The sequence below is a fragment of the Mucilaginibacter sp. UR6-11 genome (assembly GCF_020880695.1).
Classification (GTDB): Bacteria; Bacteroidota; Bacteroidia; order Sphingobacteriales; family Sphingobacteriaceae; genus Mucilaginibacter.
The window spans coordinates 297,985-319,937 of record NZ_JAJIWO010000005.1 but is presented as its reverse complement, the minus strand read 5'-3'; the positions used below and the strand labels follow the sequence as shown (position 1 = coordinate 319,937).

General features: G+C 42.4%; 22 protein-coding genes and 1 riboswitch. Of the genes, 12 read left to right on the top strand and 10 right to left on the bottom strand.

The genetic code is table 11. From position 1 onward, the window contains the following. The first annotated feature begins 1 nt into the window (after position 1). From infC to LJ658_RS13960, 5 genes are all read left to right on the top strand, one after another. Positions 2-568: a translation initiation factor IF-3 gene (infC, locus tag LJ658_RS13980; RefSeq protein WP_230547141.1), complete on the top strand. Its 567-nt coding sequence runs from the start codon at positions 2-4 to the stop codon at positions 566-568. Positions 569-665: 97 nt separating this feature from the next. Continuing rightward, entirely contained in the window at positions 666-866 is a 201-nt protein-coding gene (gene rpmI / locus LJ658_RS13975; protein WP_230547140.1) for a 50S ribosomal protein L35, read from the top strand. A 73-nt stretch (positions 867-939) separates the two neighbouring features. After that, positions 940-1,284 carry a 50S ribosomal protein L20 gene (gene rplT, locus LJ658_RS13970; RefSeq protein WP_230547139.1) on the top strand — a complete coding sequence of 115 codons (345 nt, stop codon included), beginning with the start codon at positions 940-942 and terminating at the stop codon, positions 1,282-1,284. A 137-nt stretch (positions 1,285-1,421) separates the two neighbouring features. After that, positions 1,422-4,460 carry an amidohydrolase family protein gene (locus LJ658_RS13965; RefSeq protein WP_230547138.1) on the top strand — a complete coding sequence of 1,013 codons (3,039 nt, stop codon included), beginning with the start codon at positions 1,422-1,424 and terminating at the stop codon, positions 4,458-4,460. 9 nt (positions 4,461-4,469) lie between these two features. Then, positions 4,470-5,774 carry an amidohydrolase family protein gene (locus LJ658_RS13960; protein ID WP_230547137.1) on the top strand — a complete coding sequence of 435 codons (1,305 nt, stop codon included), beginning with the start codon at positions 4,470-4,472 and terminating at the stop codon, positions 5,772-5,774. Between the two features lie 59 nt (positions 5,775-5,833). Here LJ658_RS13960 and LJ658_RS13955 read toward each other — a convergent pair whose 3' ends face one another. Next, positions 5,834-6,601, bottom strand: a complete 768-nt coding sequence (locus LJ658_RS13955; protein ID WP_230547136.1) for an SRPBCC family protein — start codon at positions 6,599-6,601, stop codon at positions 5,834-5,836. A 106-nt stretch (positions 6,602-6,707) separates the two neighbouring features. Then, a riboswitch (cobalamin riboswitch) is annotated at positions 6,708-6,908 on the top strand. A gap of 108 nt (positions 6,909-7,016) precedes the next feature. On the opposite strand from LJ658_RS13955, the gene LJ658_RS13950 reads away from it, so the two are divergent. The 4 genes from LJ658_RS13950 to LJ658_RS13935 all read left to right on the top strand — a co-directional run bounded on the left by LJ658_RS13950 (position 7,017) and on the right by LJ658_RS13935 (position 11,506). Further along, positions 7,017-9,032: a TonB-dependent siderophore receptor gene (locus LJ658_RS13950; protein ID WP_230547135.1), complete on the top strand. Its 2,016-nt coding sequence runs from the start codon at positions 7,017-7,019 to the stop codon at positions 9,030-9,032. Positions 9,033-9,042: 10 nt separating this feature from the next. After that, positions 9,043-10,110 (top strand): YncE family protein, encoded by a 1,068-nt coding sequence (locus tag LJ658_RS13945; RefSeq protein ID WP_230547134.1) that lies wholly within the window; start codon positions 9,043-9,045, stop codon positions 10,108-10,110. 54 nt (positions 10,111-10,164) lie between these two features. Continuing rightward, positions 10,165-10,746, top strand: a complete 582-nt coding sequence (locus LJ658_RS13940; RefSeq protein ID WP_230547133.1) for a DUF6580 family putative transport protein — start codon at positions 10,165-10,167, stop codon at positions 10,744-10,746. A 64-nt stretch (positions 10,747-10,810) separates the two neighbouring features. Continuing rightward, the gene (locus LJ658_RS13935) at positions 10,811-11,506 is read left to right on the top strand and encodes a Sir2 family NAD-dependent protein deacetylase (RefSeq protein ID WP_230547132.1); all 696 of its coding nucleotides are present in this window, start codon (positions 10,811-10,813) and stop codon (positions 11,504-11,506) included. Positions 11,507-11,754: 248 nt separating this feature from the next. Here LJ658_RS13935 and LJ658_RS13930 read toward each other — a convergent pair whose 3' ends face one another. The 4 genes from LJ658_RS13930 to LJ658_RS13915 form a co-directional block, all read right to left on the bottom strand. Then, positions 11,755-12,984, bottom strand: coding sequence for a sorbosone dehydrogenase family protein (locus LJ658_RS13930; protein ID WP_230547131.1), 1,230 nt, complete (start codon positions 12,982-12,984; stop codon positions 11,755-11,757). After that, complete coding sequence (locus LJ658_RS13925) at positions 12,985-14,238, bottom strand: sorbosone dehydrogenase family protein (protein ID WP_230547130.1); 1,254 nt, start codon at positions 14,236-14,238, stop codon at positions 12,985-12,987. Between the two features lie 243 nt (positions 14,239-14,481). Then, positions 14,482-14,730 (bottom strand): hypothetical protein, encoded by a 249-nt coding sequence (locus tag LJ658_RS13920; RefSeq protein WP_230547129.1) that lies wholly within the window; start codon positions 14,728-14,730, stop codon positions 14,482-14,484. Next, on the bottom strand, positions 14,699-15,436 hold the full coding sequence (locus LJ658_RS13915) for a DUF3291 domain-containing protein (RefSeq protein WP_230547128.1): 738 nt from the start codon (positions 15,434-15,436) through the stop codon (positions 14,699-14,701). The genes LJ658_RS13920 and LJ658_RS13915 overlap by 32 nt, the downstream gene beginning before the upstream one ends. A gap of 75 nt (positions 15,437-15,511) precedes the next feature. On the opposite strand from LJ658_RS13915, the gene LJ658_RS13910 reads away from it, so the two are divergent. The 3 genes from LJ658_RS13910 to LJ658_RS13900 are packed head-to-tail and all read left to right on the top strand — an operon-like array spanning position 15,512 to position 17,236. Further along, on the top strand, positions 15,512-15,994 hold the full coding sequence (locus LJ658_RS13910) for a GAF domain-containing protein (protein ID WP_230547127.1): 483 nt from the start codon (positions 15,512-15,514) through the stop codon (positions 15,992-15,994). After that, positions 15,987-16,637, top strand: coding sequence for an alpha/beta hydrolase (locus LJ658_RS13905; RefSeq protein ID WP_230547126.1), 651 nt, complete (start codon positions 15,987-15,989; stop codon positions 16,635-16,637). Before LJ658_RS13910 ends, LJ658_RS13905 begins: the two co-directional genes overlap by 8 nt. After that, positions 16,634-17,236: a DNA-3-methyladenine glycosylase gene (locus tag LJ658_RS13900; protein ID WP_230547125.1), complete on the top strand. Its 603-nt coding sequence runs from the start codon at positions 16,634-16,636 to the stop codon at positions 17,234-17,236. The genes LJ658_RS13905 and LJ658_RS13900 overlap by 4 nt, the downstream gene beginning before the upstream one ends. 136 nt (positions 17,237-17,372) lie before the next feature. Here the strand turns inward: LJ658_RS13900 and LJ658_RS13895 are convergent, their stop codons facing one another. From LJ658_RS13895 to LJ658_RS13875, 5 genes are all read right to left on the bottom strand, one after another. Beyond that, complete coding sequence (locus tag LJ658_RS13895; RefSeq protein WP_230547124.1) at positions 17,373-18,752, bottom strand: MATE family efflux transporter; 1,380 nt, start codon at positions 18,750-18,752, stop codon at positions 17,373-17,375. A gap of 12 nt (positions 18,753-18,764) precedes the next feature. Further along, positions 18,765-19,388, bottom strand: a complete 624-nt coding sequence (locus tag LJ658_RS13890; protein WP_230547123.1) for a helix-turn-helix domain-containing protein — start codon at positions 19,386-19,388, stop codon at positions 18,765-18,767. Continuing rightward, entirely contained in the window at positions 19,363-19,854 is a 492-nt protein-coding gene (locus tag LJ658_RS13885; protein WP_230547122.1) for a GNAT family N-acetyltransferase, read from the bottom strand. The genes LJ658_RS13890 and LJ658_RS13885 overlap by 26 nt, the downstream gene beginning before the upstream one ends. Continuing rightward, positions 19,851-20,327, bottom strand: coding sequence for a PaaI family thioesterase (locus LJ658_RS13880; protein WP_230547121.1), 477 nt, complete (start codon positions 20,325-20,327; stop codon positions 19,851-19,853). Before LJ658_RS13880 ends, LJ658_RS13885 begins: the two co-directional genes overlap by 4 nt. A 361-nt stretch (positions 20,328-20,688) precedes the next feature. Continuing rightward, positions 20,689-21,951, bottom strand: a complete 1,263-nt coding sequence (locus tag LJ658_RS13875) for a lipopolysaccharide assembly protein LapB (RefSeq protein ID WP_230547120.1) — start codon at positions 21,949-21,951, stop codon at positions 20,689-20,691. Positions 21,952-21,953 lie beyond the last annotated feature (2 nt).

Genomic DNA, 21,953 nt, shown 5'->3' with positions numbered 1-21,953 from the left:
CTTGGCATTAAACAAACCCTTCAACAGAGGACCAAGGCTTCCTTTCAAGAAAAAAGAAGCTGAACACAACATTAATCAATTTATCAGGGCTACAGAAGTACGTTTAGTAGGCGACAATGTAGAACAGGGTATTTTTTCTCTAAGAGATGCTTTGGCAATAGCCGAAGAGCAGGAATTAGACCTGGTTGAGATATCTCCGAACGCGGTTCCGCCGGTTTGTAAAGTAACGGACTATAACAAGTTCATTTACGAGCAAAAGAAGAAGCTGAAAGAGATTAAGAGTAATGCCAAGCAAACGGTTATTAAAGAGATCCGTTTTGGGCCTAATACCGATGACCATGACTTTGAATTTAAATTAAAGCATGCCACGAAGTTTTTAGAAGCTGGAGAAAAGGTTAGAGCTTACGTACACTTTAAGGGCCGTGCAATTGTTTACAAAGAGCAGGGCGAAATATTGTTACTGCGGTTTGCGCAAGCTTTGGAAGAAGTAGGCAAGGTAGAGCAACTACCAAAGCTGGAAGGAAAACGGATGTTTTTAACCGTTGCCTCAAAAGGAGCAAAGAAGTAGCTGATAACGAAAATGAATTAATAAACGGGCCGTGAGGCAGATGGCGGGAAATGAATCTCCCATCTCAAATCTCATATCTCAATCTAAATAAATAGTTATGCCAAAAATGAAAACCAATTCCAGTGCAAAAAAGCGTTTTAAGCTTACTGGAACCGGTAAAATTGCAAGAAAGAACGCTTTCAAAAGCCACATCTTAACCAAGATGTCTACCAAACGCAAGCGTAACTTAACTCACACCAGTTTAGTTTCAAAAGCTGATATGGGTAACGTTAAACGTATGCTTTGCATCGGTAAGTAATTAATTAATTTTTAACCAGGTATTAGTGTATTAAAGTCCTTAAAAAGGCACCTACTACCAAAAAACAAACAACATGCCACGTTCAGTTAACGCCGTAGCGTCGAGAAGACGCAGAAAAAGGATCATGAACCTCGCCAAAGGTTATTGGGGTTCAAGAAGCAAGGTTTATACCGTTGCTAAAAACACAGTAGAAAAAGGTTTACAATACGCTTACCGTGACCGTAAAACCAAGAAAAGAGAATTCAGAGCTTTATGGATCCAACGTATCAACGCTGGTGCCCGTCAGCACGGAATTTCTTACTCACAATTGATGGGTAAATTAATCAAAAGTGAAATTGGTTTAAATCGTAAAGTATTGGCTGATTTAGCAATGAATCATCCTGATGCATTTAAAGCGATAGTTGACGCAGTAAAATAATCGTATTTTACAGATATAAAAGGGACCCTTTCCGGTATGGAGAGGGTCTTTTTTTTGTCTAATATTTTTGTTACCTCATAAAAACGTGATTTTTTACAATTATATTCGGAGAACTAACTGACTCATAATTAGAAAACATGAAGAGACTCTTACTTTATGGTTTCGCCACGCTCCTTTGCAATTTTGCCAGGGCGCAGCAAACCTTCCCCGTAAACGGGGTGCAGGATATCCGGCCCGGATTATATGCATTCACCAACGCAACTATCGTTGTAAACTCCCGGCAAACTATCAGTAATGGTACTTTATTAGTTAAAGACCGGGTAATAGAAGCTGTCGGGACAGGCATGCCTGTCCCCAAAGGCTATGTAGTGGTAGATCTGGAAGGGAAATATATCTATCCCGGGCTGATAGATGCCTACACCAGCTATGGTTTACCAGATGCGCCGCGGCAGGCCTTAACTTTTACCCGTACGGTGACACCGCTGTCGACCAAACAGGGTGCTTATGGCTGGAACGAAGCCATCAGGCCGGAGATGAATGTCAAATCAATTTTCCACGTTGACGCCGCTAAAGCCGAAGCTTTTAAAAAGAATGGCTTTGGTAGTGTGCAATCACTAATACATGACGGCATCGCGCGCGGCACATCAGTAGTTGCTACGCTGGGCGATGAACGCGATAACCTGGTAATACTGAGCGAGGATGCAGCAGCTAATTACTCTTTCAATAAGGGTACAGCGGCGACCAACTATCCGTCCTCACTGATGGGTAGTATAGCTTTGCTTCGTCAAACTTATTTAGACGGGCAATGGTACAGTTCGCAAAAGGAAGAATATAACATCTCGTTAGCCGAATTCAATCGGACACAATCCTTACCACAGATATTCGAGGCGACCGATCCCTTAAGTGTATTACGGGCCGATAAAATTGCTAAGGAATTTGGAAAGAAATACATTTTCAAAACAGACGGCGATGAATACCGCCGCATAGATGCGATGAAAGCAACCGGAAGCAGCTTTATTATTCCGCTTACTTTTCCGGATGCTTTTGATGTAGAGGACCCGTTGCAGGCACGCAAAATCACTTATGAGCAATTAAAGGATTGGGAACTTGCCCCAAATAACCCGGCGATGATGGAAAAGGCAGGTATCCCTTTTGCCATTACCTCGTATGGGTTAAATAACCCGCGCGATTTTTGGACTAATCTGCGCATAGCTATTGATCATGGATTAAGCGAGGCGCAGGCGCTGCAGTCTTTAACAGAGATACCCGCTCAAATACTGGGTGTGAGTGATAAAGTGGGGACGTTAGCTAAGGGTAAAATGGCCAACTTCATAATTACCTCCGGCGGCTTATTTAAAAAAGAAAATGTAATCTACGAGAACTGGATTGAAGGGCGCCAATATATCGTCAGCCGGGTAAGCGCGATCAACCTGGCCGGCAGCTATAAATTATCAGGCGATGGTTTGGCCGGTATCACCTTACGTGTTAGCGGTAACCCGGGAGCTTATGAACTTAGTGTACAGCGCAGCGGTACAGACAGCGTTCGCACCCGCGGAACATTTACCCGCACTGGCGATGGGGTGAGTCTTTATTTCGACCTGAAAAATAATCCTGCCGGAACAATCCGTTTAAGCGGGTATATCTCAGCCACATCACCAATAACCTTAAGTGGCAGCGCTGTGCTGCCTGATGGTACGTCAACCAATTGGTCGGCTGTTTATTCAGGCCCGGTTCCGGCGGCTAACCGCCCTGATGAATCAAAACCAAATTTAACGGCAGGCCCGGTAGTTTATCCGTTTACTGCTTTTGGCAATACAGAGTTGCCGAAGGCCGAGACTGTGCTATTTAAAAACGCTACCGTTTGGACAAACGAAAAGGACGGCATACTTAAAAATACTGATGTTTTAATTGAGAACGGCAAGATCAAAGCAATAGGTAAAAACCTGGCTGCCGGCAATGCAAAAGTTATTGACGCAACAGGCAAGCACATTACTGCAGGTATTGTTGATGAACACTCGCATATTGCTGCCAGCGGCGGTATAAATGAAGGTACCCAGGCGGTAACATCAGAAGTCAGGATCGGTGATGTGCTGGATTCGGAAGATATTAATCTGTATCGCCAGTTGGCGGGCGGGGTTACTACCTCGCATATCCTGCATGGCTCGGCCAATCCGGTAGGGGGGCAAACGATGCTGATCAAACACCGCTGGGGCGTATTGCCGGATCAAATGAAATTTGAAGGTGCTGACGGCTTTATCAAATTTGCCTTGGGGGAAAATGTAAAACAAAGTAATTTCAATATACAACCCGGGCCAAATACCCGGTTTCCGCAAAGCAGGATGGGGGTAGAGCAGGTTTATGTTGACGCCTTTACCCGCGCCAAAGAATATAAGGCAGCCCGTGCTGTAAAAGGCAATCATGTTCGTCGTGATCTGGAGTTAGATGCATTGGTGGAGATATTGGATAATAAAAGATTCATCACCTGCCACTCTTATGTACAATCAGAAATAAACATGCTGATACACGTAGCCGATTCAATGGGTTTTCATATTAACACTTTCACACACATCCTGGAGGGTTATAAAGTGGCTGATAAAATGAAGGCGCACAACATAGCCGGCTCTACTTTTTCTGACTGGTGGGCCTATAAAAGTGAGGTTGGGGAAGCCATCCCTTACAATGGAAAGATCATGAATGAAATGGGCGTTGTGACCGCCTTTAACTCGGATGATGAGGAGATGGCACGCAGGCTTAACCAGGAAGCGGGCAAAGCTGTTACTTATGGCCATATGAGCGAAGAAGAGGCCCTAAAGCTGGTAACACTTAATCCCGCAAAAATGCTGCACGTTGATAATAAAGTAGGTAGCCTTAAACCGGGTAAAGACGCTGATTTAGTGCTTTGGTCGGCCGATCCGTTATCAATTTACGCCGTTGCCGAAAAAACATATGTCGACGGGATTCCTTATTGGGATTACGAAAAAGATGCTGCCAAACAAAAAGAATTAAAAGCTGACGAGGGCCGTATTATCCAAAAAATGCTGGAAGCAAAAAACAAAGGCGCTGCGACACAACGGCCAACGGGCGGGGGACGCCGCCCCGCCTATGATTGTGATACGATAGAAGATGACGCCTATGTAGTTGCGGATAGTTATAACGGAATGCTTAACCATAAATAGACCAGCCGAATGAAAAAGATATTAATTTTTGGAGGATTATTGCTAAGCACGGTCCTTACCTATGCACAGGCTACGATATCGCCTGCCAAACCACAATCAAAACCGATAACCATAACAGGCGCCACTATTCATATAGGCGACGGAAGGGTAATAAACAACGGTTATATCACCTTTGAAAAGGGAAAAATAACGGCTATTGGCGAGGGCAATTCACCAAATACCAGCGGAGCAGAGATCATAGATGCAACCGGAAAACAGGTGTACCCTGGGTTTATATGCCCGGTGACCACCCTTGGATTGATTGAGGTAGAAGAAGGCGCTAAAGGTACGGTTGATGCCGAGGAAACCGGGGAACTCAATCCCAACGTCCGTTCATTGATCGCTTATAATACCGACTCGAAGGTAATCCCGACTGTCCGCTCAAATGGGATATTACTGGCACAGCCAACGCCCGAAGGGGGTTTATTGTCGGGCCAGTCATCGGTAGTACAACTGGATGCCTGGAACTGGGAGGACGCCGCATATAAAACCGATGTTGCGGTACATCTAAACTGGCCGGTTATCAGGCCCGCACGCAGAAGAGGGCCGGTGGCAGCTCTTCCGGGAGCTGAATCACCGGATGAGGCAAGATTAAAAGCGCTTGATGCCCTGAATAATTTATTTACAGAGGCGAAGGCTTACGCTGAAGCAAAACCGGATGTTATTAATTTGCGTTTTGAAGCCATGAAAGGCCTGTTTAAAGGCACCAAGAAATTGTTTGTAAATGTTGACGGTGCAAAGGAGATCATTGAAGCGGTGACCTTTGCCAATAAGTTAGGTATGCAGGCAGTTATAGTAGGAGGTAAGGAATCATACCTTGTGACTAATCTGCTTAGGCAAAACAACGTTCCTGTTATCATTAAAGAGACGCAAACCTTACCGGCACGCGATGAAGACGATGTTTATTTGCCTTATAAACTACCTAAAATATTGCAGGACGCCGGAGTGTTATACGGTTTAACAGGCATAGGTTTCTGGCGCCAGCGCAATTTGCCTTTTGAGGCAGGACAGGCGGTTGGGTACGGTTTAACCAAAGAACAGGCGCTAAGCATGATCACTATTAATAACGCCAGGATACTGGGAATTGATAAAACCACGGGGACCCTGGAAACAGGTAAGGATGCTAACCTGTTTATTTCAGAAGGTGATGCTTTGGATATGATCACACTGAACGTGACATCGGCATTTATACAGGGCAGAAATATCAGCCTGGATAATTTACACAAACAACTTTACAGGAAGTTTAGTGATAAGTATGGCAAGAAGGCTGATTAGATTTGCAGTACAACAAAAGCCCCGCCAAAATTGACGGGGCTTTATTAAATATTGAGAGTTTATTTATTTGCTACAGATTTACGCGTTGCCGTTTTATGCGCATTGCCATTATGAGCTATCGGTTTTAATGAATTTTCCAAATCCATATATTGCTTAAAGTTGCGCACGTCATTATCCACTATATTTTTAAATAGCGGGTTAAGTACATGTGCAATGCTGGCGCCAACACCGCCGGCGGGTGGTTGGTAAGTAATCACAACGTCCACCAAAGTTCCTTTGCCATCGGCAGAATCCCTGAAAAATACCTTGCCGGCGTTATCGATTATCGAATCTGGTAATGAACTCCATCCAATCATTTCACCAGGTTTATCTTTTACGATCTCGGCATCCCAGCTTACAGTGCCAACCCCGGTAGGTAGTTTAAGCACCCAATGCGAGCGGATATCATCAATCACCTCAATACTTTCCAAATGATTCATAAATAAGGGTAAATTATCCAGCTTGCGCCAAAAATCATAAACAAAGTGGCGTGGTTTATTGATGGTGAAAGCTGTTCGGATGCTGATATCTACAGGTTCCTGCGTGTTTTTACCGATTTTTGAATAAATAGCACAATGGCCGGTAACGCCGCGATTTAATAAATAGCCTCCGGCGCCTAGTTTTAAAATGCTTGAAAGCGGGCTCGAAAATAAGTTGCCTAATCCCGAAAATGTAAGTTTTACACCTGTCGCGATAGAAATGTAACGCTCGGGCCAGTTTAAATTTATGTCTGCCGGTTCGGTTATTGTCTGGTGCCGCGTAGCAGGGGATAATGTATTTGTTGCCATAATATCTAGCTTTATGTTATTGTTAGTTAACAGCATACAGGCGCCGAGGTTTTCTTTTAATGAAATTAAATACGGCCGTTTGCTTTGTCGTTACCAATTCTTATCCTAATTTTACAGCGCTTTAGGTTTCCTGGCGATTTTAAAATTACCAGGGATTAAAAGGGAATACAGTGTAATTCTGTAACTGTCCCGCAGCTGTAAGCTCCATAACCATAGTCTATTCATTTAGTCACTAATCGCACTGCGAAAGGGAAGACGGGACGAAGGGGAGTAAGTCAGAAGACCTGCCAGAGCCTTATATATTATTCACAGCTTTCGGGGATTGAAGCTTGGATGTGAGATGCTCTCCTGTAAAACCGGCGTGTTTTCATTCCATTGTTATTCCGTTATGCTGTAAGTATTACTTACATCAGGCATGAAAAAACCAATACTGTATGCTTTTAACTGTCCAGGATTTTTTCCGGGATGCTTTATTGGATTGATTGTCCTGTTCCTGTCTAATCCTCTTTTTGCGCAAAGTGACACCACAAAAAAACTGAAAGAGGTTAAAGTCAAATCATCAGCTATACCCCAAATTCAAGTTATAGTGCCTTCGCAATCTCTGTCGGCAAATGAATTTATACATTATAATGCTTTTAACGTAGCGGATGCTATCCGCGATTTCTCAGGTGTTATTATTAAGGACTACGGCGGCATAGGGGGCTTAAAAACAATGTCAGTTAGGGGGCTTGGTGCTAACCATACTTCGATTTTATATGACGGCGTTCAGATCAACGATGCTGAGAACGGACAGATCGACCTGAGTAAGCTGAATGTGAACGGCATCCAGCGGATCAGTTTATATAATGCGCAGCCACCGGACATTTTGCAAACGGCACGGGCTTTTGCAGCAGCCAGCGTCTTGTCTATCGAAACCATAAAACCCGGCTTATCCGCAGAAAAACCTTACCTGGTAACTGCCGGAATAAAAGCGGGCAGTTTTGGTTTAATCAACCCTTATCTGCAATGGCAGCAGCGGCTCAGTGGTAAATGGGCATTTATCATCAATAGTTATACTATAAATGCCGACGGCGGCTACAACTATTTGCTTTTTAACGGCGCAACCAACACCAAACAAAAAAGGGTAGGATCAGAGGTCGCTATCCAGCAGGTTGATGGCACTTTATACAGGACCGACAGCAACAGCAAGTTTAATCTGCGGATTAACTATTATAACTCTGACCGGGGGTTACCCAGTGCAGTAATACTTTATACACCGCCACCAAGCGGACAAAAACTATATAACCGCGACCTGTTTTTACAGAGTGGTTACCAGCATAAATGGAACAGTGGATTACAACTATTAATAAACACAAAGCTCTCACAAAACCAGTTGCGGTATTTTGATCCGCAGTTCCCGAACACGGCAGGGGTGCTCGATCAGCATTTTAGCCAGCGCGAATATTATCAATCGGCGGCTTTGACTTATGCTATCAAACCAAACTGGCAGCTATCATACGCTGCCGACCTGGCTGTAAATAACATGAATGCCGACCTGCCAGCTTTTCGTTACCCCACCCGGCTCACCATCCTTAATGTTTTAGCAAGCAATTTAATATTGGGTGATTTAACCCTGCAGGGCAGTTTGCTTAATACCCATCTGCACGAAACCGTAAGAACGGGCACCACAACACCCGACAGGAACATTTACGCACCGACCTTGATAGCCACAGTAAAACCTTTTGCTGATAAAAACTTACAGTTGCGTGGTTTCTATAAATACATATTCAGGGCGCCAACATTTAATGATCAGTATTATGGTTTCACCGTAAATCCCGACCTGCGGCCCGAATTTACAAAGCAATATGACCTGGGCATTAGTTACCTGAAAAGCCTTAACGGATTGTTTGATTACCTGGGTTTTACTGCCGATGCTTATTACAACAATATAACCAATAAAATTATAAACATACCCAGCCTTTATAACGGTTATGCCCGCAACACAGGCAAAGTTGAAGTGCTGGGGCTTGATGCGGGTTTAAAAACGCAGGCAAAACTTAAACTCTTTACAGTAACATTATCGGCAAATTATACCTATCAGCAGGTGCAAAATGTGACGGACCCTGCAGAAACCATATATCTTAATCAATTACCTTATACGCCTAAACATACAGTAGCCATAAACGCCGGTATAAGTAAGGGTGCATTTGGTCTGTATTACAACCAGGTAATATCATCATCAAGATATTATGGTAACGATAACAACTCCTTCGATTATATGCCGGCTTATGGTATCAGTGATGCGTCGGTAGTTTATAAAGGAGCTGTTAATCATTTTCCGGTCAGTTTAGCTGCCGAGGTTAATAATTTGTTTAACACCAACTATATGGTGGTACAAAGTTACCCTATGCCGGGACGATCATTCAGAATTTCATTTCAAATCACTATATAAAACATAAATCATGAAACAAATTAAACTTCACAACCTCTTTATCGCGTTAGCATTTGTAACAGTACTGGCATCATGCCATAAAGACAAAACAGCACCAAACACAGAAACACCAACTGCAGAACGTGCCGGCGTTTATGTATTAAACCAGGGCACTTACGGTAATAATAATAGTACCTTAACGTATTACGATTATACCACTAAGGCTTTAACTGCCGACTTTTTTATAGCGGCCAACACTACCAAGCTTGGCGACACCGGTAACGACCTGGGTATTTACGGATCAAAAATGTATATCGTTGTAAATAAATCAAACCTGGTTTATGTTAGTACGGCTAAAACTTCGAAAGTTTTAAAAACCATTACGTTAAATCAGCCACGCAGTGTTGCTTTTTACAAAACCAATGCTTTTGTCACGTCTTACAATAACACGGTATCTGTAATTGACACAGCTACCATGACTATAACAAAAACTATCAATGTAGGCAGCAGCCCCGAGCAAATGGCTGTTGTTAATGGTAAATTATATGTAGCCAATTCAGGAGGCCTGGATTATCCCAATGTAGGAACAACAGTATCGGTAATTGATCTGGCTACGCTGGCGGTGGTTAAATCAATAACGGTTACCGAAGATCCTGTTTCGGTTACGGCAGATACATTTGGAAATATATATGTACTATCATTAGGAATCGACACTAAAGATAAAAGCGTTAATCCCGGAATAACTATCATCAATAATACAACAGATGTTGTTAAATCAAAATCAGATCTGAATTTGGGTTATAATGTGCCGATTTACGCGCAAGGTGATTTTGTTTATTATCCAACCGCTGATAATAAAATAGCTGTTTATAATGCTAAGACACAAACTGCAGCATCCGCCAATTTCATTACGGATGGTACTGTAATTACCACACCATATGCTATCTCGGGCGACTCACAAACCGGCGAAATATTTGTTACCGATGCCAAGGATTATTCATCAAACGGAACATTAACGGCTTTTGATAAAACCGGAAAAAAAGAATATTCTATAGTCGTTGGTATCAATCCGGGTAAAATGGCGTTGATAAACAAATAAATAGCTTTTGTTTAATTGTTTAGTAATTTTAGGATAATTACGTAATTTTACCCTATGTCAGCATTACAGAAAATAAATACCCGTAACATCATACTCGCTTTAGTAATTATAGCTGCTGCGGGGGTACGTTTGTTAACCCTAAAATACCCGGTATTGAGCAATTTTACACCGGTAGGCGCTATCGCTATTTTTGGCGGAGTTTATTTTCAGGAAAAATGGAAGGCTTACCTTACCGTATTGCTTACTTTTGTTGTAAGTGACGTTATCATTAACCATGCCTATACCTCACACTGGTCGTTATGGAGCAGCGATACATTTTGGAATTGCGTATGTTTTTCAATAACTGTATTTGTTGGATCACTGATAAAAAAACTGAATTTAGTAAACGGTATAGTTGTTTTACTGGCTCCGGTAACGATCCATTGGTTAATTATGGACCTGCCCTGGATAAACGGCGCCGCGTCACTTTATCCATATTCACCACTTGGATATTGGGAAGCTTTAGTCGCTGCCATACCATTTGAGAAAAATATGTTTTTGGGCGATGTTGTATTCGGTATTATATTGTTCGGCGGGTTTGAATTGGCTAAAAGTAAATTTACCATATTACGTGCAAACCAAAAATTGGCCCTTTAAACTAAAGTATTAAATAATTAAAAAGCGGCCGGTTCTCGGCCGCTTTTTTTATGGATTATTATTTATGAAAAAGATAGTGGTATTAACCGGAGCGGGGATAAGCGCTGAAAGCGGTTTAAAGACCTTTAGAGACAGCGACGGCCTTTGGGAGGGTTACGATGTGCAAAAAGTTGCGACACCCGAGGCGTGGCAGGAAAACCCGCAATTAGTGCAGGACTTTTATAACATGCGCAGAAGGGATGCTTTAGCCGCCAAACCAAACGCCGCTCATTATGCATTAGCCGAACTGGAAAACCAATACGACGTTACTATTATCACGCAAAATATTGATGATCTGCATGAGAGGGCAGGGTCTGTCAATGTAATGCACCTGCATGGGGTCATTACCCGTTCGCAATCAAGCATCAACCCTTTGTTAACTTATCCGATAGCGGGATGGGAGCTAAAAATGGGAGAGGTATGCGAGCTGGGTTCGCAATTACGGGCGCATGTGGTTTGGTTTGGTGAGGATGTCCCTATGATCATTCCCGCGGCCAGGATCTGCCAGCAGGCGGATATTTTTATCCTGGTCGGCTCATCGCTGGCGGTTTACCCGGCAGCGGGGTTGGTAAACTATGTGCATTATGATGTACCTAAATACATCATCGACCCTAAGATACCGGAGATCAACAGGATTAAAAATATTATCAGGATAGAAGAGAAGGCTAGTGACGGTGTACCGAAGTTAGTGAAGGAATTATTGACAGGTGATCCATATTAAAAAGTGGATCACCCGGATCACTTAATTTAGTTAATTAATTGTATATCAAATAATTAATAAATAAAGCGGATCACTTTGGATCACTAGTAATTGTTTAAGCAGATATAGTTAAATCATTGTAAATAAGTTACTTATCGTTATTTTAAAGTTTGTGTGGTTTTTGAGTGGATCACTTAAGCTGGATCACCCCTGAGCTAAGAAAGCTTTAAATTTCAGTGGCGATTACTTTGTCATCACCAGCAGCAAAACTATTTCACGATCTTATAAATAGCTCCTTTTACGTCACTCAACAGCGTGCCGCCATTGGTTATCACATAAATCTCGCCGGACGGATCTTCGCCCCAACTGGTTATCTTTAAGTTTTGAGGATAGTTTTGAAGCTCAACTTTTCCGCGCTGCCATCCCGTGCTATTTTTTTCAATATAATAAATGGGGCCAGTCCAGTCGGCAAAAAAATATTTGCCCTTGTTGGCTGATGGCAATTGCCTGCCATGATACACGTAACCCCCTATAACACATACGCCGCTTTTATGATCGTATTCTGAAATGGGTTTAATAGTTCCCGTAAAGTCGCAATCGGCTTTAGGATTGAAACAATGATTACCTTCCGTTATTCGCCAGCCATAGTTACCGCCTCTTTCAATAATATCCTGTTCTTCCCAGGCACCTTCGCCAACGTCGCTGGTGAACAGTTGCCTGGTTACCTTATCAAAAGAGAATCTCCAGGTGTTGCGCAAACCATAGGCCCATATCTCTGGCCTGACATCTGTTTTACCTACAAACGGATTGTCTTTAGGAACGATATAGGTTAAATCGCTGTTGACATCTATCCGCAGTATCTTACCTAACAAGGTATTCATATTTTGACCATTGCCAATGGGGCCGTGTTTATCGCCACCGCCGCCGCCATCGCCCATGGCTATATATAAATATCCATCCGGCCCAAATTTCAGGCAACCGCCGTTATCACCCTGCCCCGGCTCGTCCGCCGTAAATAATATGCGGCCGCTATCCGGATCAACCTGAGTTGAATTGGTTGATAAGGTATATTCGGCTATTATATTTTTATGATCGGCGTTTTCAGTAGTTGTCGGCGCGCTATAAAAAACATATACTTTATGATTACTCTTAAACTTAGGATGCAGGGCAAAACCAAGCAAGCCACGCACGTCAACCGGCATAGTCCTGATCAGTTTACTGCTGATATCCAATACCGGCGCTGCTGTTAATTTGCCGTTTTTAATCAGCCTGATCTTCCCCGCCTGTTCGGCTACCAAAATATCACCGTTGCCGGTAAAAGCCATATCCAGCGGAGCCTGCAAACCGGTAACCAATTGCTGCGCTTTGAGGCTTATCGTCGGCGCTAACCCGCCGCTTACCGGCCTAGGTTTGTTAAAAACGTAAGAAGGGAGCAGTAAAACACTAACTCCCCCAAATGCAATGACAACTATTAACCGACTGCTAAAACGCTTTCTCATTTATTGGTTTTTTATGATCTTGTAAACACTGCCGGTAGTTGAACCCGCAGGACCCGGGCCTGCTTCAGAATTAATCAGGTAATACAATTCACCGGACTGATCTTCGCCCCAGCCGGTAATCTTACCGCTTGCCGGGAAGTTTTTAACCCTGACTTTACCACGCTGCCATTTGTTTCCGGCTTTTTGCAGGTACCAAACAGGGCCGGTCCAGTCGCCAAACAGGTATTTACCTTTAAGTGATGATACCTGTTTTCCGTTATAAACATAACCACCTATTACAGAAACACCTTCGCTATGATGATATTCAGCTATTGGTGGCGTAAGCCCGGTAAAGTCGCAACCGGTTTCAGGGTTATGACAGTGATTGCCTTCAACCAGCCGCCAGCCGTAGTTGGCACCTTTTTCCAGGATGTCAACTTCCTCCCAGGTGTCCTGGCCAACTTCACCAATAAATAATTGTTTTGAAGCTTTATCCAATGAAATCCGGTAGGGGTTACGGAAGCCTGATGCCCAGATCTCTGGTTTTGTACCGAACCTGCCTGTAAACGGGTTATCTTTTGGTACAGAATAGGTTGAATCAACATCAATATTGATCCGCAACACCTTGCCCAGCCAGGTATTCATGTTTTGACCGTTACCGATAGGGCCGTGCTGGTCATGCTGGCCGCCGCCATCACCAAAGGTTACATATAAATACCCATCCGCCCCAAATACTATACCGCCGCCGTTGTGGTTGCCATCGGGTTTGTCCTGGGTTAAGATAATGCGTTCGCTCTTTTCGTCGGCCTGGTCTGTGCCGGGTATTAGTTTATACTCCGCCACAACATCTGTATGATCAAACTTATGGTTGTTGGCCGGATTTTGGGTCGTTGCCGGCCGGCTGTAAAAAACATAGAATTTGCCGTTCGAGCTAAATTCGGGATGCAAGGCAATGTTTAACAGGCCCCTTTCTTCATAACCGGAATTAACCCTGATCATTTTGTCTTTCAAATCCAATATAACAACGTTGGTTAACCGGCCGTCTTTTACCAGGCGGATCTTTCCGGTTTGTTCAGTGATCCAGATTTTGCTGGGTTCAGGAAAAGCCATTGACGTCGGTGCCTGGATACCACCGGTGATTTTTACCGAGTTGATAGTGATATCCGCAGGATTATCATTTTTAGTAAAAGAGGCCAGCGCAAATATCGCTGCCATTAGAGACAGCAATATAACAGAGAAGCAGGTTGCTGTTTTTAACCGGATGTGTATGTTCATAAAATTAGCTGAATAACGGACGTTTTTTGAAATGGACATGATTGACAATTTTACAATTTCCCGCAGAAACAAAAGCCAACCTGTTTATTTTTCTACGCAATCGATGTCGGCAGGGTTTATTTAGTTGGATCGTCAGCGTAATAGACTAAATATTACCGATTTTATATGCCAAATATAATTTTGTTTGTTATTTTAACGATATATATAATATTAAAAATCAGTTATTTATGTAGTTTATATATACTAATAATTATAGCGATGATAGCTTGCTTTAAAATCTTTGCCCATCTCTGCAAACCGTGTTGCAACTGTATTCAAAAACTCCTCATCCAGCAATTCAAATACGCTGTTTACCCCGTCTGTTACATCCATTTCAGGTATTTTATAGCTTTGCTCTAAAATACCCCGCTCCATTTTTACAATAAACTTTTGGTTCATGTTAAAGATGGTTATCTTAAATTCAGGGTGCGGTAACTCTGCTATTACTCTCATTGTTAAATAATTTAATATGATTATTTAAAGGGTCGTTACCCTTTATGGTACCAAAGGTGGCAATGGGTTTAAAGCGTGCAAAAAGTTCTTCTTTATACCAATTCTCTGTCCGCGTTTTCCGGATCACTTCGCTATGCTCCCTGGACTGATAGGCAAATGCCTTAACATCCTCCACACTTTCCCAAATAGAAAACGTGGCCTGCCGGTATAGGGGCGCCTCGCCCACGCCAAAGGATGCTATATAGCCCTTTGCTGCAATCATTAAACCGGCAACCTCGTCTACACTACCCCAGAAGTGCTTTAGTTTGTTTAACCGAATGGTGGCGCGCGTTAAAACGGCTATCGGCCCGGTGTAGTCATTTGTCTCCGCCTGGCCAAAAGGTTCTTTACCGTCCCATTTGCCGTGGCTTTGCAGGGGCGACAAGAGGATCGTCCACTTTTCGACCCCAAAGAACCTCCACCACGAAGCGATAAATGAGCGTTTATGAAACTGTTCAAAATCTTCGCGGGTTTGCCAAACGGCTAACAGCCCCCATTGCTGCCAGTCGGGTTGCAGATCAAAAGTCCCGTTTTGCCCGCTGCCTAACAATTTCCAAAAGGCGCAGCCTTTTTGCAGCGCTAACGGCAACCGGTGTATAGCCATAGCCAGCAGGGCAAAAGGTATTAATAACTTTTTATAACGGACTATGGTGAAACTGGCTATCATTGCGCTACTAAATAAAAGATTAAAAATGAGATTTGCCTTATTTACTTTTAATACTACATACTTACCTTTGATGATATGGCAGAAGATCTGACAATTATTACATCAACCGACAAAGAGGAGCAATACCGGTCACTACTCCCGCAAATTGAAGCATTACTGGACGGTGAGCCTGATCTGGTTGCTAACCTTGCCAATATATGCGCAGCTTTAAAGGAGCAGTTTAAATGGCTTTGGGTAGGATTTTATCTGGTTAAGAAAGAAGAACTGGTATTGGGCCCTTTCCAGGGGCCGGTGGCCTGTACCCGGATTGCCAAAGGTAAAGGTGTATGCGGCAGCGCCTGGCAGCTGGCTAAAACCTTGATTGTCCCGGATGTTGATGCATTCCCCGGCCATATCGCCTGTAGTTCGGCATCACGGTCTGAAATTGTATTGCCATTATTTCACAACAATGAAGTGATTGGTGTGTTAGATGTTGACAGCGAAAATTTAGCTCAGTTTGATGAAATTGACGCTAAATATCTTGAAAGCGTTTTAAAGCTGATCAACTTTAATGAGTAAAATATTTTTAATAGCCGGCCTTGGCGCCGATACCCGCCTTTATAATAACATTGATCTGCTGGATAATGAAGTAGAGCCTGTTGACTGGATTGAGCCTAATGAATGTGATACTTTAAATACCTATGCACAAAAGCTTATCCATCAGTATTTTATATACGATAATTCTATTGTTATCGGAACGTCATTAGGCGGTATGATCGCTATTGAAATTGCCAGGCAGGTTAAACTTAATAAGGTGATATTGATATCGAGTATCAAGACCGTAAACGAAGCTCCCTGGTATTTCAAACTGTTTAAGGTTTTGCCGGCTTATAAACTTTTGTCCGGGCGGCTATTGACAAACTTAGGATTTTTAATTAAGCCGGTATTTGGTAACATGTCGTCCCGGGATGCCTGGCTATTTAACGACATGCTCAGGAAGTCATCGCCAAAATTTATAAAATGGGCTATTGGGGCGGTGTTAAAATGGGATAATGAAATCATCCCTGCAAATGTTTACCATATAGTTGGCGATAAAGACCTGGTTTTTAATTATAAAAAGATCAAAAACGCAACTATAATCAAAGGTGGGACGCATATCATGGTATTTGATAAAGCTAAACAGATCAATAAATTATTGAAAGGGATCTTAAAGAAAAAATGAAACTTCCTCAGTCTTTTTATGAACGTAATGACGTTGTAGCGATAAGCCGCGAGCTGCTGGGCAAGTATTTATTTACCTGTATTGATGGGGAGGTTACCGGCGGTTACATTGTTGAAACAGAAGCATATAATGGTATTATTGACCGCGCATCACACAGTTTTGGTAACCGCTTAACGCCCCGAACTAAAACCATGTACGAGCAGGGCGGCATAGCCTATGTTTATTTATGTTATGGTATCCATGAGATGTTTAATGTGGTAACGTCTGTCGAGGGCCAACCCCATGCTATCTTAATAAGAGCGATACAACCAACTGACGGCCTTGATATTATGCAGCTCCGCCGAAACATGCCGGTAGTAAAACCCACAATAACATCCGGTCCCGGTTCGGTGGCGCAGGCGTTGGGGATATCACGCAAGATCAACGCTATCAGCCTGCAAAGCGATACGCTATGGATAGAGGAGAAGGGTATGGTTATACCGGATGAACAAATAGTTGCGGTACCCAGGGTTGGCGTAGCCTATGCTAAGGAGGATGCCCTGTTGCCTTACCGGTTTTATCTTAAAGGCAATCCGTATGTGAGCAAGCCCAATAAATAAGCTATTTGAGGCGATTTAAGCAGGGGGTTGTGTCTCGGGCGTGTCTTACCATCAGTTCTATAAAAATGCTTTGTAGCGGATGATTTAAGGTCTTAAATCGGTTTTATCACCGACAGGCCACCAGTAATTATTCATTTTAATCCCGGGCTATGATAATTATTTGCTTATCGCGATGATGTTTACTGATAATTTTAAAGCGGATGAAAAGGAGTATGGCCGATACCATCAAACCTAAAACCAGCCCGTACCAAACTCCGTTAATTCCCCAGTTTAAATGGATGCCCCAATAATAGCCGATAGGCAGGCCTACTATCCAGTAAGCCAGAAATGTAATGGCTGTGGGGATATTTACATCGCCCATACCTCTTAATATCCCTAAGCCAACTACCTGTGCGCCATCAAATAACTGGAAGATTGCTGCCAGTATAAGTAGCTGTGATGCAATAAGTATTACGCTGCCATCTGAAGTATAGATCCAGGGCAAAACATGGTTGCCAAAAGTGAAGATCAAGGCCGTCAAACTCATAAAAATCAAAACAATATGATAACTGGCATTTGCCGATAACCGAAGCCCTCCGTGATCTTTTGCGCCAAAATAGTTTCCTGATTTGATGGCGGCAGCGGCTGATAAACCGCTCGACATCATATAGGTCATGGACGCTAAATTAATTGCTATTTGATGTGCTGCCAGCTGCACCAAACCGATGGTGCCGATCATAACCGCAGCCGCGCTAAACGCGCTGATTTCAAAAGTATATTGCAACGCTACCGGGGCGCCAATTTTCAAAATCCTTAAACAACGGACGCGATCGATATTTTTCAACGCAAATCCCTTCAGGTATTGTTTAAAATTTTTAGATCTGAACACATATATACCCATAATAAGCGCCATCAAGCAGCGGTCTATCAATGTACTGTAACCAACACCCATAATACCCATCGGATGGATCCCGAACAATCCTTTCACGAAGGTTATCCCCAGGCAAATATTAAGGATATTACCCCATATCGATATCATCATGGCCTGTTTAGTAAATCCCAGGCCCTCTGCAAACTGTTTAAATGTATTAAACACCAACATGGGGATAACCGATAAAGCCAATAACATTAAAAAAGGCCGGGCTTGTTTCAATACGGGCGGCGATTGATGCAAGTGATCCAGGAGATATATTGAGCCTAAACAAACGATCGCAAACAGGATGATACCGGTTAATACATTAATCAGCAAGCTGTTTGATAGTAATTGCCCGCATTCCCTGTATTCCTTACGGCCGTTATGCTGGGCAATTAAAGGGGTAGAGCCATAGGATATGCCGATACCAATAATAAGCGGGACTACAAAGATGCTTGAAGCCAGTGCAACGGCAGCTAAACTAACCGTGCCGGCAAAGTGGCCCACTATTATTGTATCAGATGTTTGAACCAGCGTGTGACCTAATTGCGATATTACAACCGGGATGGCCAGTTTAAGGTTATCGCCGTAATGCGACCGGTATTTGCTAAAGATAGAAGGCATTACAAGATATTATTAAGCCGCCGTATAGTATTCTTCTTTTTCGGTAGTATGCACGCGTATAAGGCCCGAAAGTATCATGTTAACCAGGATACGCTGGGCAGCACGACGGCCTACTTTTATTAAATCGCAATATTCTTTAACCGTTATACGGGCGGCTTTCTCCAGGTACTCCAGTAATGATTTTTCTTTTGAAGAATATTCAATCAGCACACCTGTATTTTCTGCCGATCTTTTTAATACATCAACCACGACCTTGCTGGCCAAAACGCTTTTATCCTTCACACGTACATATGCCCACCATTTGCCGTCTTCTGCCAGGGCATAATGCGGTTTTAAGGTACTCTCGGGCGTATCAACTACCAGTACCAGCTTGTCATCAACATAAACTTCTTCAAATTTGGGCTCTAACGCCGGTTTTGAAAAAAGGTGAGCGGCTTTTGTTATCATATAACGCTCTTCGTCTTCAGACTTAACGCCTTTTATAGTACCATCATCAGCTACCCCAATCAACAGGCGCCCGCCCTTATTATTGGCGAATGATACCATGGTGCGCGCTATTTTCTCGCAACTGGTTATTGTTTTTTTAAAATCAAGTGTAACACCTTCGCCCTCAAAAATTTGCTTCTTTACGTTCATCTTCTTTATTATTAAGCGCTTGATAGGGCGTAAATATTTCCATCCATCGTTCAGGACGGGTTATCTGTGTAAAACCAAACTGGCTGTATAATCCGTGTGCATCGGCGGTAGCTAATGACCATCGCCTTAATCCCTGCAGGTCCGGTTGCGTCATAATAGTTTGCATCAGCCATTTCGACAAACCTTTGTTTCTAAATTCAGGCAGAACAAATACATCTGCAATATAGGCAAAAGTAGCTTTATCTGTAATGACGCGGGCAAAACCCGCCTGTTTCCGGTGATGATAGATACCAAAACAAATAGAGTTGTTGATAGCAGATCTCAACCTTTCAGGCGGTATACCTTTTGCCCAATAAGAATCCTGATTAAGGTAGTTATGGATCACGTCAAAATCAAGCAGGCTTTTATCTGTCGAGATCAGAAATCCTTTCTCTAAAAATACATTATCATTTATAAATATCTTCATTGTACGTTTTCAATAAAGTTAATATTACGTAAATAAACCTCGTTCATCAACGTCACGCAAATTTCACCGCTGGTATTATATATATCAATCGGATGGGCTTTGATATACTTGCCGCCGGTGTTTAAAACGTGCTCGGCTTCCGCAATTTCTTCATCACTGATCCTGATCTTAAACTGTAGTTTAGTTAACCCGGGCTTTAAAAACTGAATCTCAGATGATTTTGACCACGCGATAACGTTGTAGCCCTTATGCGTAAATAGCTGGTGAAACAACAATGGATAAAACGGGTCGGCGGCCGAAAAAATGGTACCGCCAAAAATAGAGTTGTTATAATTTCTATTTAAAATACTCTTGTTGATATTTACGGTGACTCCTCTAAATCCCTTATCAATTTTAACCACCCAAATACGCTGGAAAAAAAGAGGAGGGTAGATGCGCATTCCCCATTTTGATAATCTTTCTGATACTACCATGGCGCCTAAATATCAGTAATAAAAATTAAAAACCACAACTGATACCGGAATTTAATGACTCGTTAAATTTTCTTTATGAATATATTTATTTCTCTATCAGTTTACGTTTTGCGCTTGGCCGTGGCAATGACCGCAAATCTTTATCGGCTATAATTCCGAAAGTAAATCGGTAATTCCAACACAATTGCATGATACCGGTAAGTCGGCGTCTAAAATGTAATTAATGAATGTTTAATGAACCAATGACCAACTGCTAATTAGTTCCTTTATTATTATCTCATAATTAACATTATGTTAAGTAGTGTATTTAATTTAAAGCCCGCTTCCCGGCGGGCTTTATTTATGTCACTCCTCGTGCAGCTTATAAGGCTTCTATCCTTTTTTGGATAGCGGTAGCATTAGCGGTGTCTTTTGTACCCAGGTAATAATTTTTTAAGTTTATCAGGGCATCTTTTGATTTTGGATTTAATTCTGTTGCTTTAATTAAATATGGTTTAGCTAATTCAAATTGTGCCGTTGACTTTGCGATGGCTGCTGTATATTCCTTTTGTTTGCTTGGCGGCAACTGGTTTGCGGCATTATATAAATCGATTGCCGGCGCAAGGTAAGCATAGCCAATATTTAAATTAGCTTCATAATAATCCGGATCAATTTCGAGCGCTTTTTTATACATTTCGACAGCTTGAGCAAAATAATTATCTTTTTTTGCCTGAAGGGCCGCTATTGCAGCTGCATCTTTTGAACCTTTTTTAAGCTTATCTATATCAGACCCCGTGTTTGATCCGAAGGAAGTATAAGTTAAGCCAGCATAATAATATAGGTTTTTGTTCTTCGGATCATTTGCAATAGCAGCCTGAATTTTACCCAGAATCTCATGTGCTTTACCCGCTTGCAGGCTCACCTCAATTTCTCTTCTTCTCAGGTCAGAACTATTCGGAAACTTCTCTACTCCTTCACTAGCAATCTTTAGCGCATTTACAGTGTCCTTTGTAGTTAAATAGATACTTGACATATCCATATAAATGGTTTCTTTTTTAGAGAATTTAAGTGGCAAGAGCTTTGAATAAGCAGTTAGCGCCGCCGGATAATTTGATCCCGCAACTGCTGCCAGGCCTGAATAATATAAGGCTGTGGTATCTTCTGGAAAAAGATTGTGGAAATAATCAAAATCTTTATAGGCCAGGTCAAAGTTCTTGTCTTTGAAGTCGGCTACCCCTTTGTTTAACTGGTATTGTGCCAGGTTGTTGGCGGCCTCTAATATCAAAGCTTTGTTTTCGCCGGTTGCATCCAGCTCTTTAGCTTTTTTTAACGCTTCATCAGCCGTATTAAAAAAACCGATAGTTTTTGCTTTTGAAGTATCACGTAAAGCATAGGTAGCGTATACAGCCGCCTTTACCGCATAAGTTAAAGGCAAATTGGCTGTTTTTGCATTAGCGGCAGCTTTATCAATAGATTCTTTTGAGGCGATAAGATTTTTATCGGCTTCGGTATAAGTTGCGGCTACTTTGTTTAAAGTAACGTATTTATCATACGTTTCTTTAGCATTGTTTAATTCGTATTTTTGAGCAAACGCAGTAGTAGTGGCTACGGCCATTAAGCCCGCTATCAAAAATTTAACTCTCATAG

Bases quoted from the DNA above. Each gene is read 5' to 3' on its own strand.
- rpmI (WP_230547140.1), top strand. From the start codon at position 666: ATGCCAAAAATGAAAACCAATTCCAGTGCAAAAAAGCGTTTTAAGCTT.
- rplT (WP_230547139.1), top strand. From the start codon at position 940: ATGCCACGTTCAGTTAACGCCGTAGCGTCGAGAAGACGCAGAAAAAGG.
- LJ658_RS13965 (WP_230547138.1), top strand. From the start codon at position 1,422: ATGAAGAGACTCTTACTTTATGGTTTCGCCACGCTCCTTTGCAATTTT.
- LJ658_RS13960 (WP_230547137.1), top strand. From the start codon at position 4,470: ATGAAAAAGATATTAATTTTTGGAGGATTATTGCTAAGCACGGTCCTT.
- LJ658_RS13955 (WP_230547136.1), bottom strand. From the start codon at position 6,601: ATGGCAACAAATACATTATCCCCTGCTACGCGGCACCAGACAATAACC.
- LJ658_RS13950 (WP_230547135.1), top strand. From the start codon at position 7,017: ATGAAAAAACCAATACTGTATGCTTTTAACTGTCCAGGATTTTTTCCG.
- LJ658_RS13945 (WP_230547134.1), top strand. From the start codon at position 9,043: ATGAAACAAATTAAACTTCACAACCTCTTTATCGCGTTAGCATTTGTA.
- LJ658_RS13940 (WP_230547133.1), top strand. From the start codon at position 10,165: ATGTCAGCATTACAGAAAATAAATACCCGTAACATCATACTCGCTTTA.
- LJ658_RS13935 (WP_230547132.1), top strand. From the start codon at position 10,811: ATGAAAAAGATAGTGGTATTAACCGGAGCGGGGATAAGCGCTGAAAGC.
- LJ658_RS13930 (WP_230547131.1), bottom strand. From the start codon at position 12,984: ATGAGAAAGCGTTTTAGCAGTCGGTTAATAGTTGTCATTGCATTTGGG.
- LJ658_RS13925 (WP_230547130.1), bottom strand. From the start codon at position 14,238: ATGAACATACACATCCGGTTAAAAACAGCAACCTGCTTCTCTGTTATA.
- LJ658_RS13920 (WP_230547129.1), bottom strand. From the start codon at position 14,730: ATGAGAGTAATAGCAGAGTTACCGCACCCTGAATTTAAGATAACCATC.
- LJ658_RS13915 (WP_230547128.1), bottom strand. From the start codon at position 15,436: ATGATAGCCAGTTTCACCATAGTCCGTTATAAAAAGTTATTAATACCT.
- LJ658_RS13910 (WP_230547127.1), top strand. From the start codon at position 15,512: ATGGCAGAAGATCTGACAATTATTACATCAACCGACAAAGAGGAGCAA.
- LJ658_RS13905 (WP_230547126.1), top strand. From the start codon at position 15,987: ATGAGTAAAATATTTTTAATAGCCGGCCTTGGCGCCGATACCCGCCTT.
- LJ658_RS13900 (WP_230547125.1), top strand. From the start codon at position 16,634: ATGAAACTTCCTCAGTCTTTTTATGAACGTAATGACGTTGTAGCGATA.
- LJ658_RS13895 (WP_230547124.1), bottom strand. From the start codon at position 18,752: ATGCCTTCTATCTTTAGCAAATACCGGTCGCATTACGGCGATAACCTT.
- LJ658_RS13890 (WP_230547123.1), bottom strand. From the start codon at position 19,388: ATGAACGTAAAGAAGCAAATTTTTGAGGGCGAAGGTGTTACACTTGAT.
- LJ658_RS13885 (WP_230547122.1), bottom strand. From the start codon at position 19,854: ATGAAGATATTTATAAATGATAATGTATTTTTAGAGAAAGGATTTCTG.
- LJ658_RS13880 (WP_230547121.1), bottom strand. From the start codon at position 20,327: ATGGTAGTATCAGAAAGATTATCAAAATGGGGAATGCGCATCTACCCT.
- LJ658_RS13875 (WP_230547120.1), bottom strand. From the start codon at position 21,951: ATGAGAGTTAAATTTTTGATAGCGGGCTTAATGGCCGTAGCCACTACT.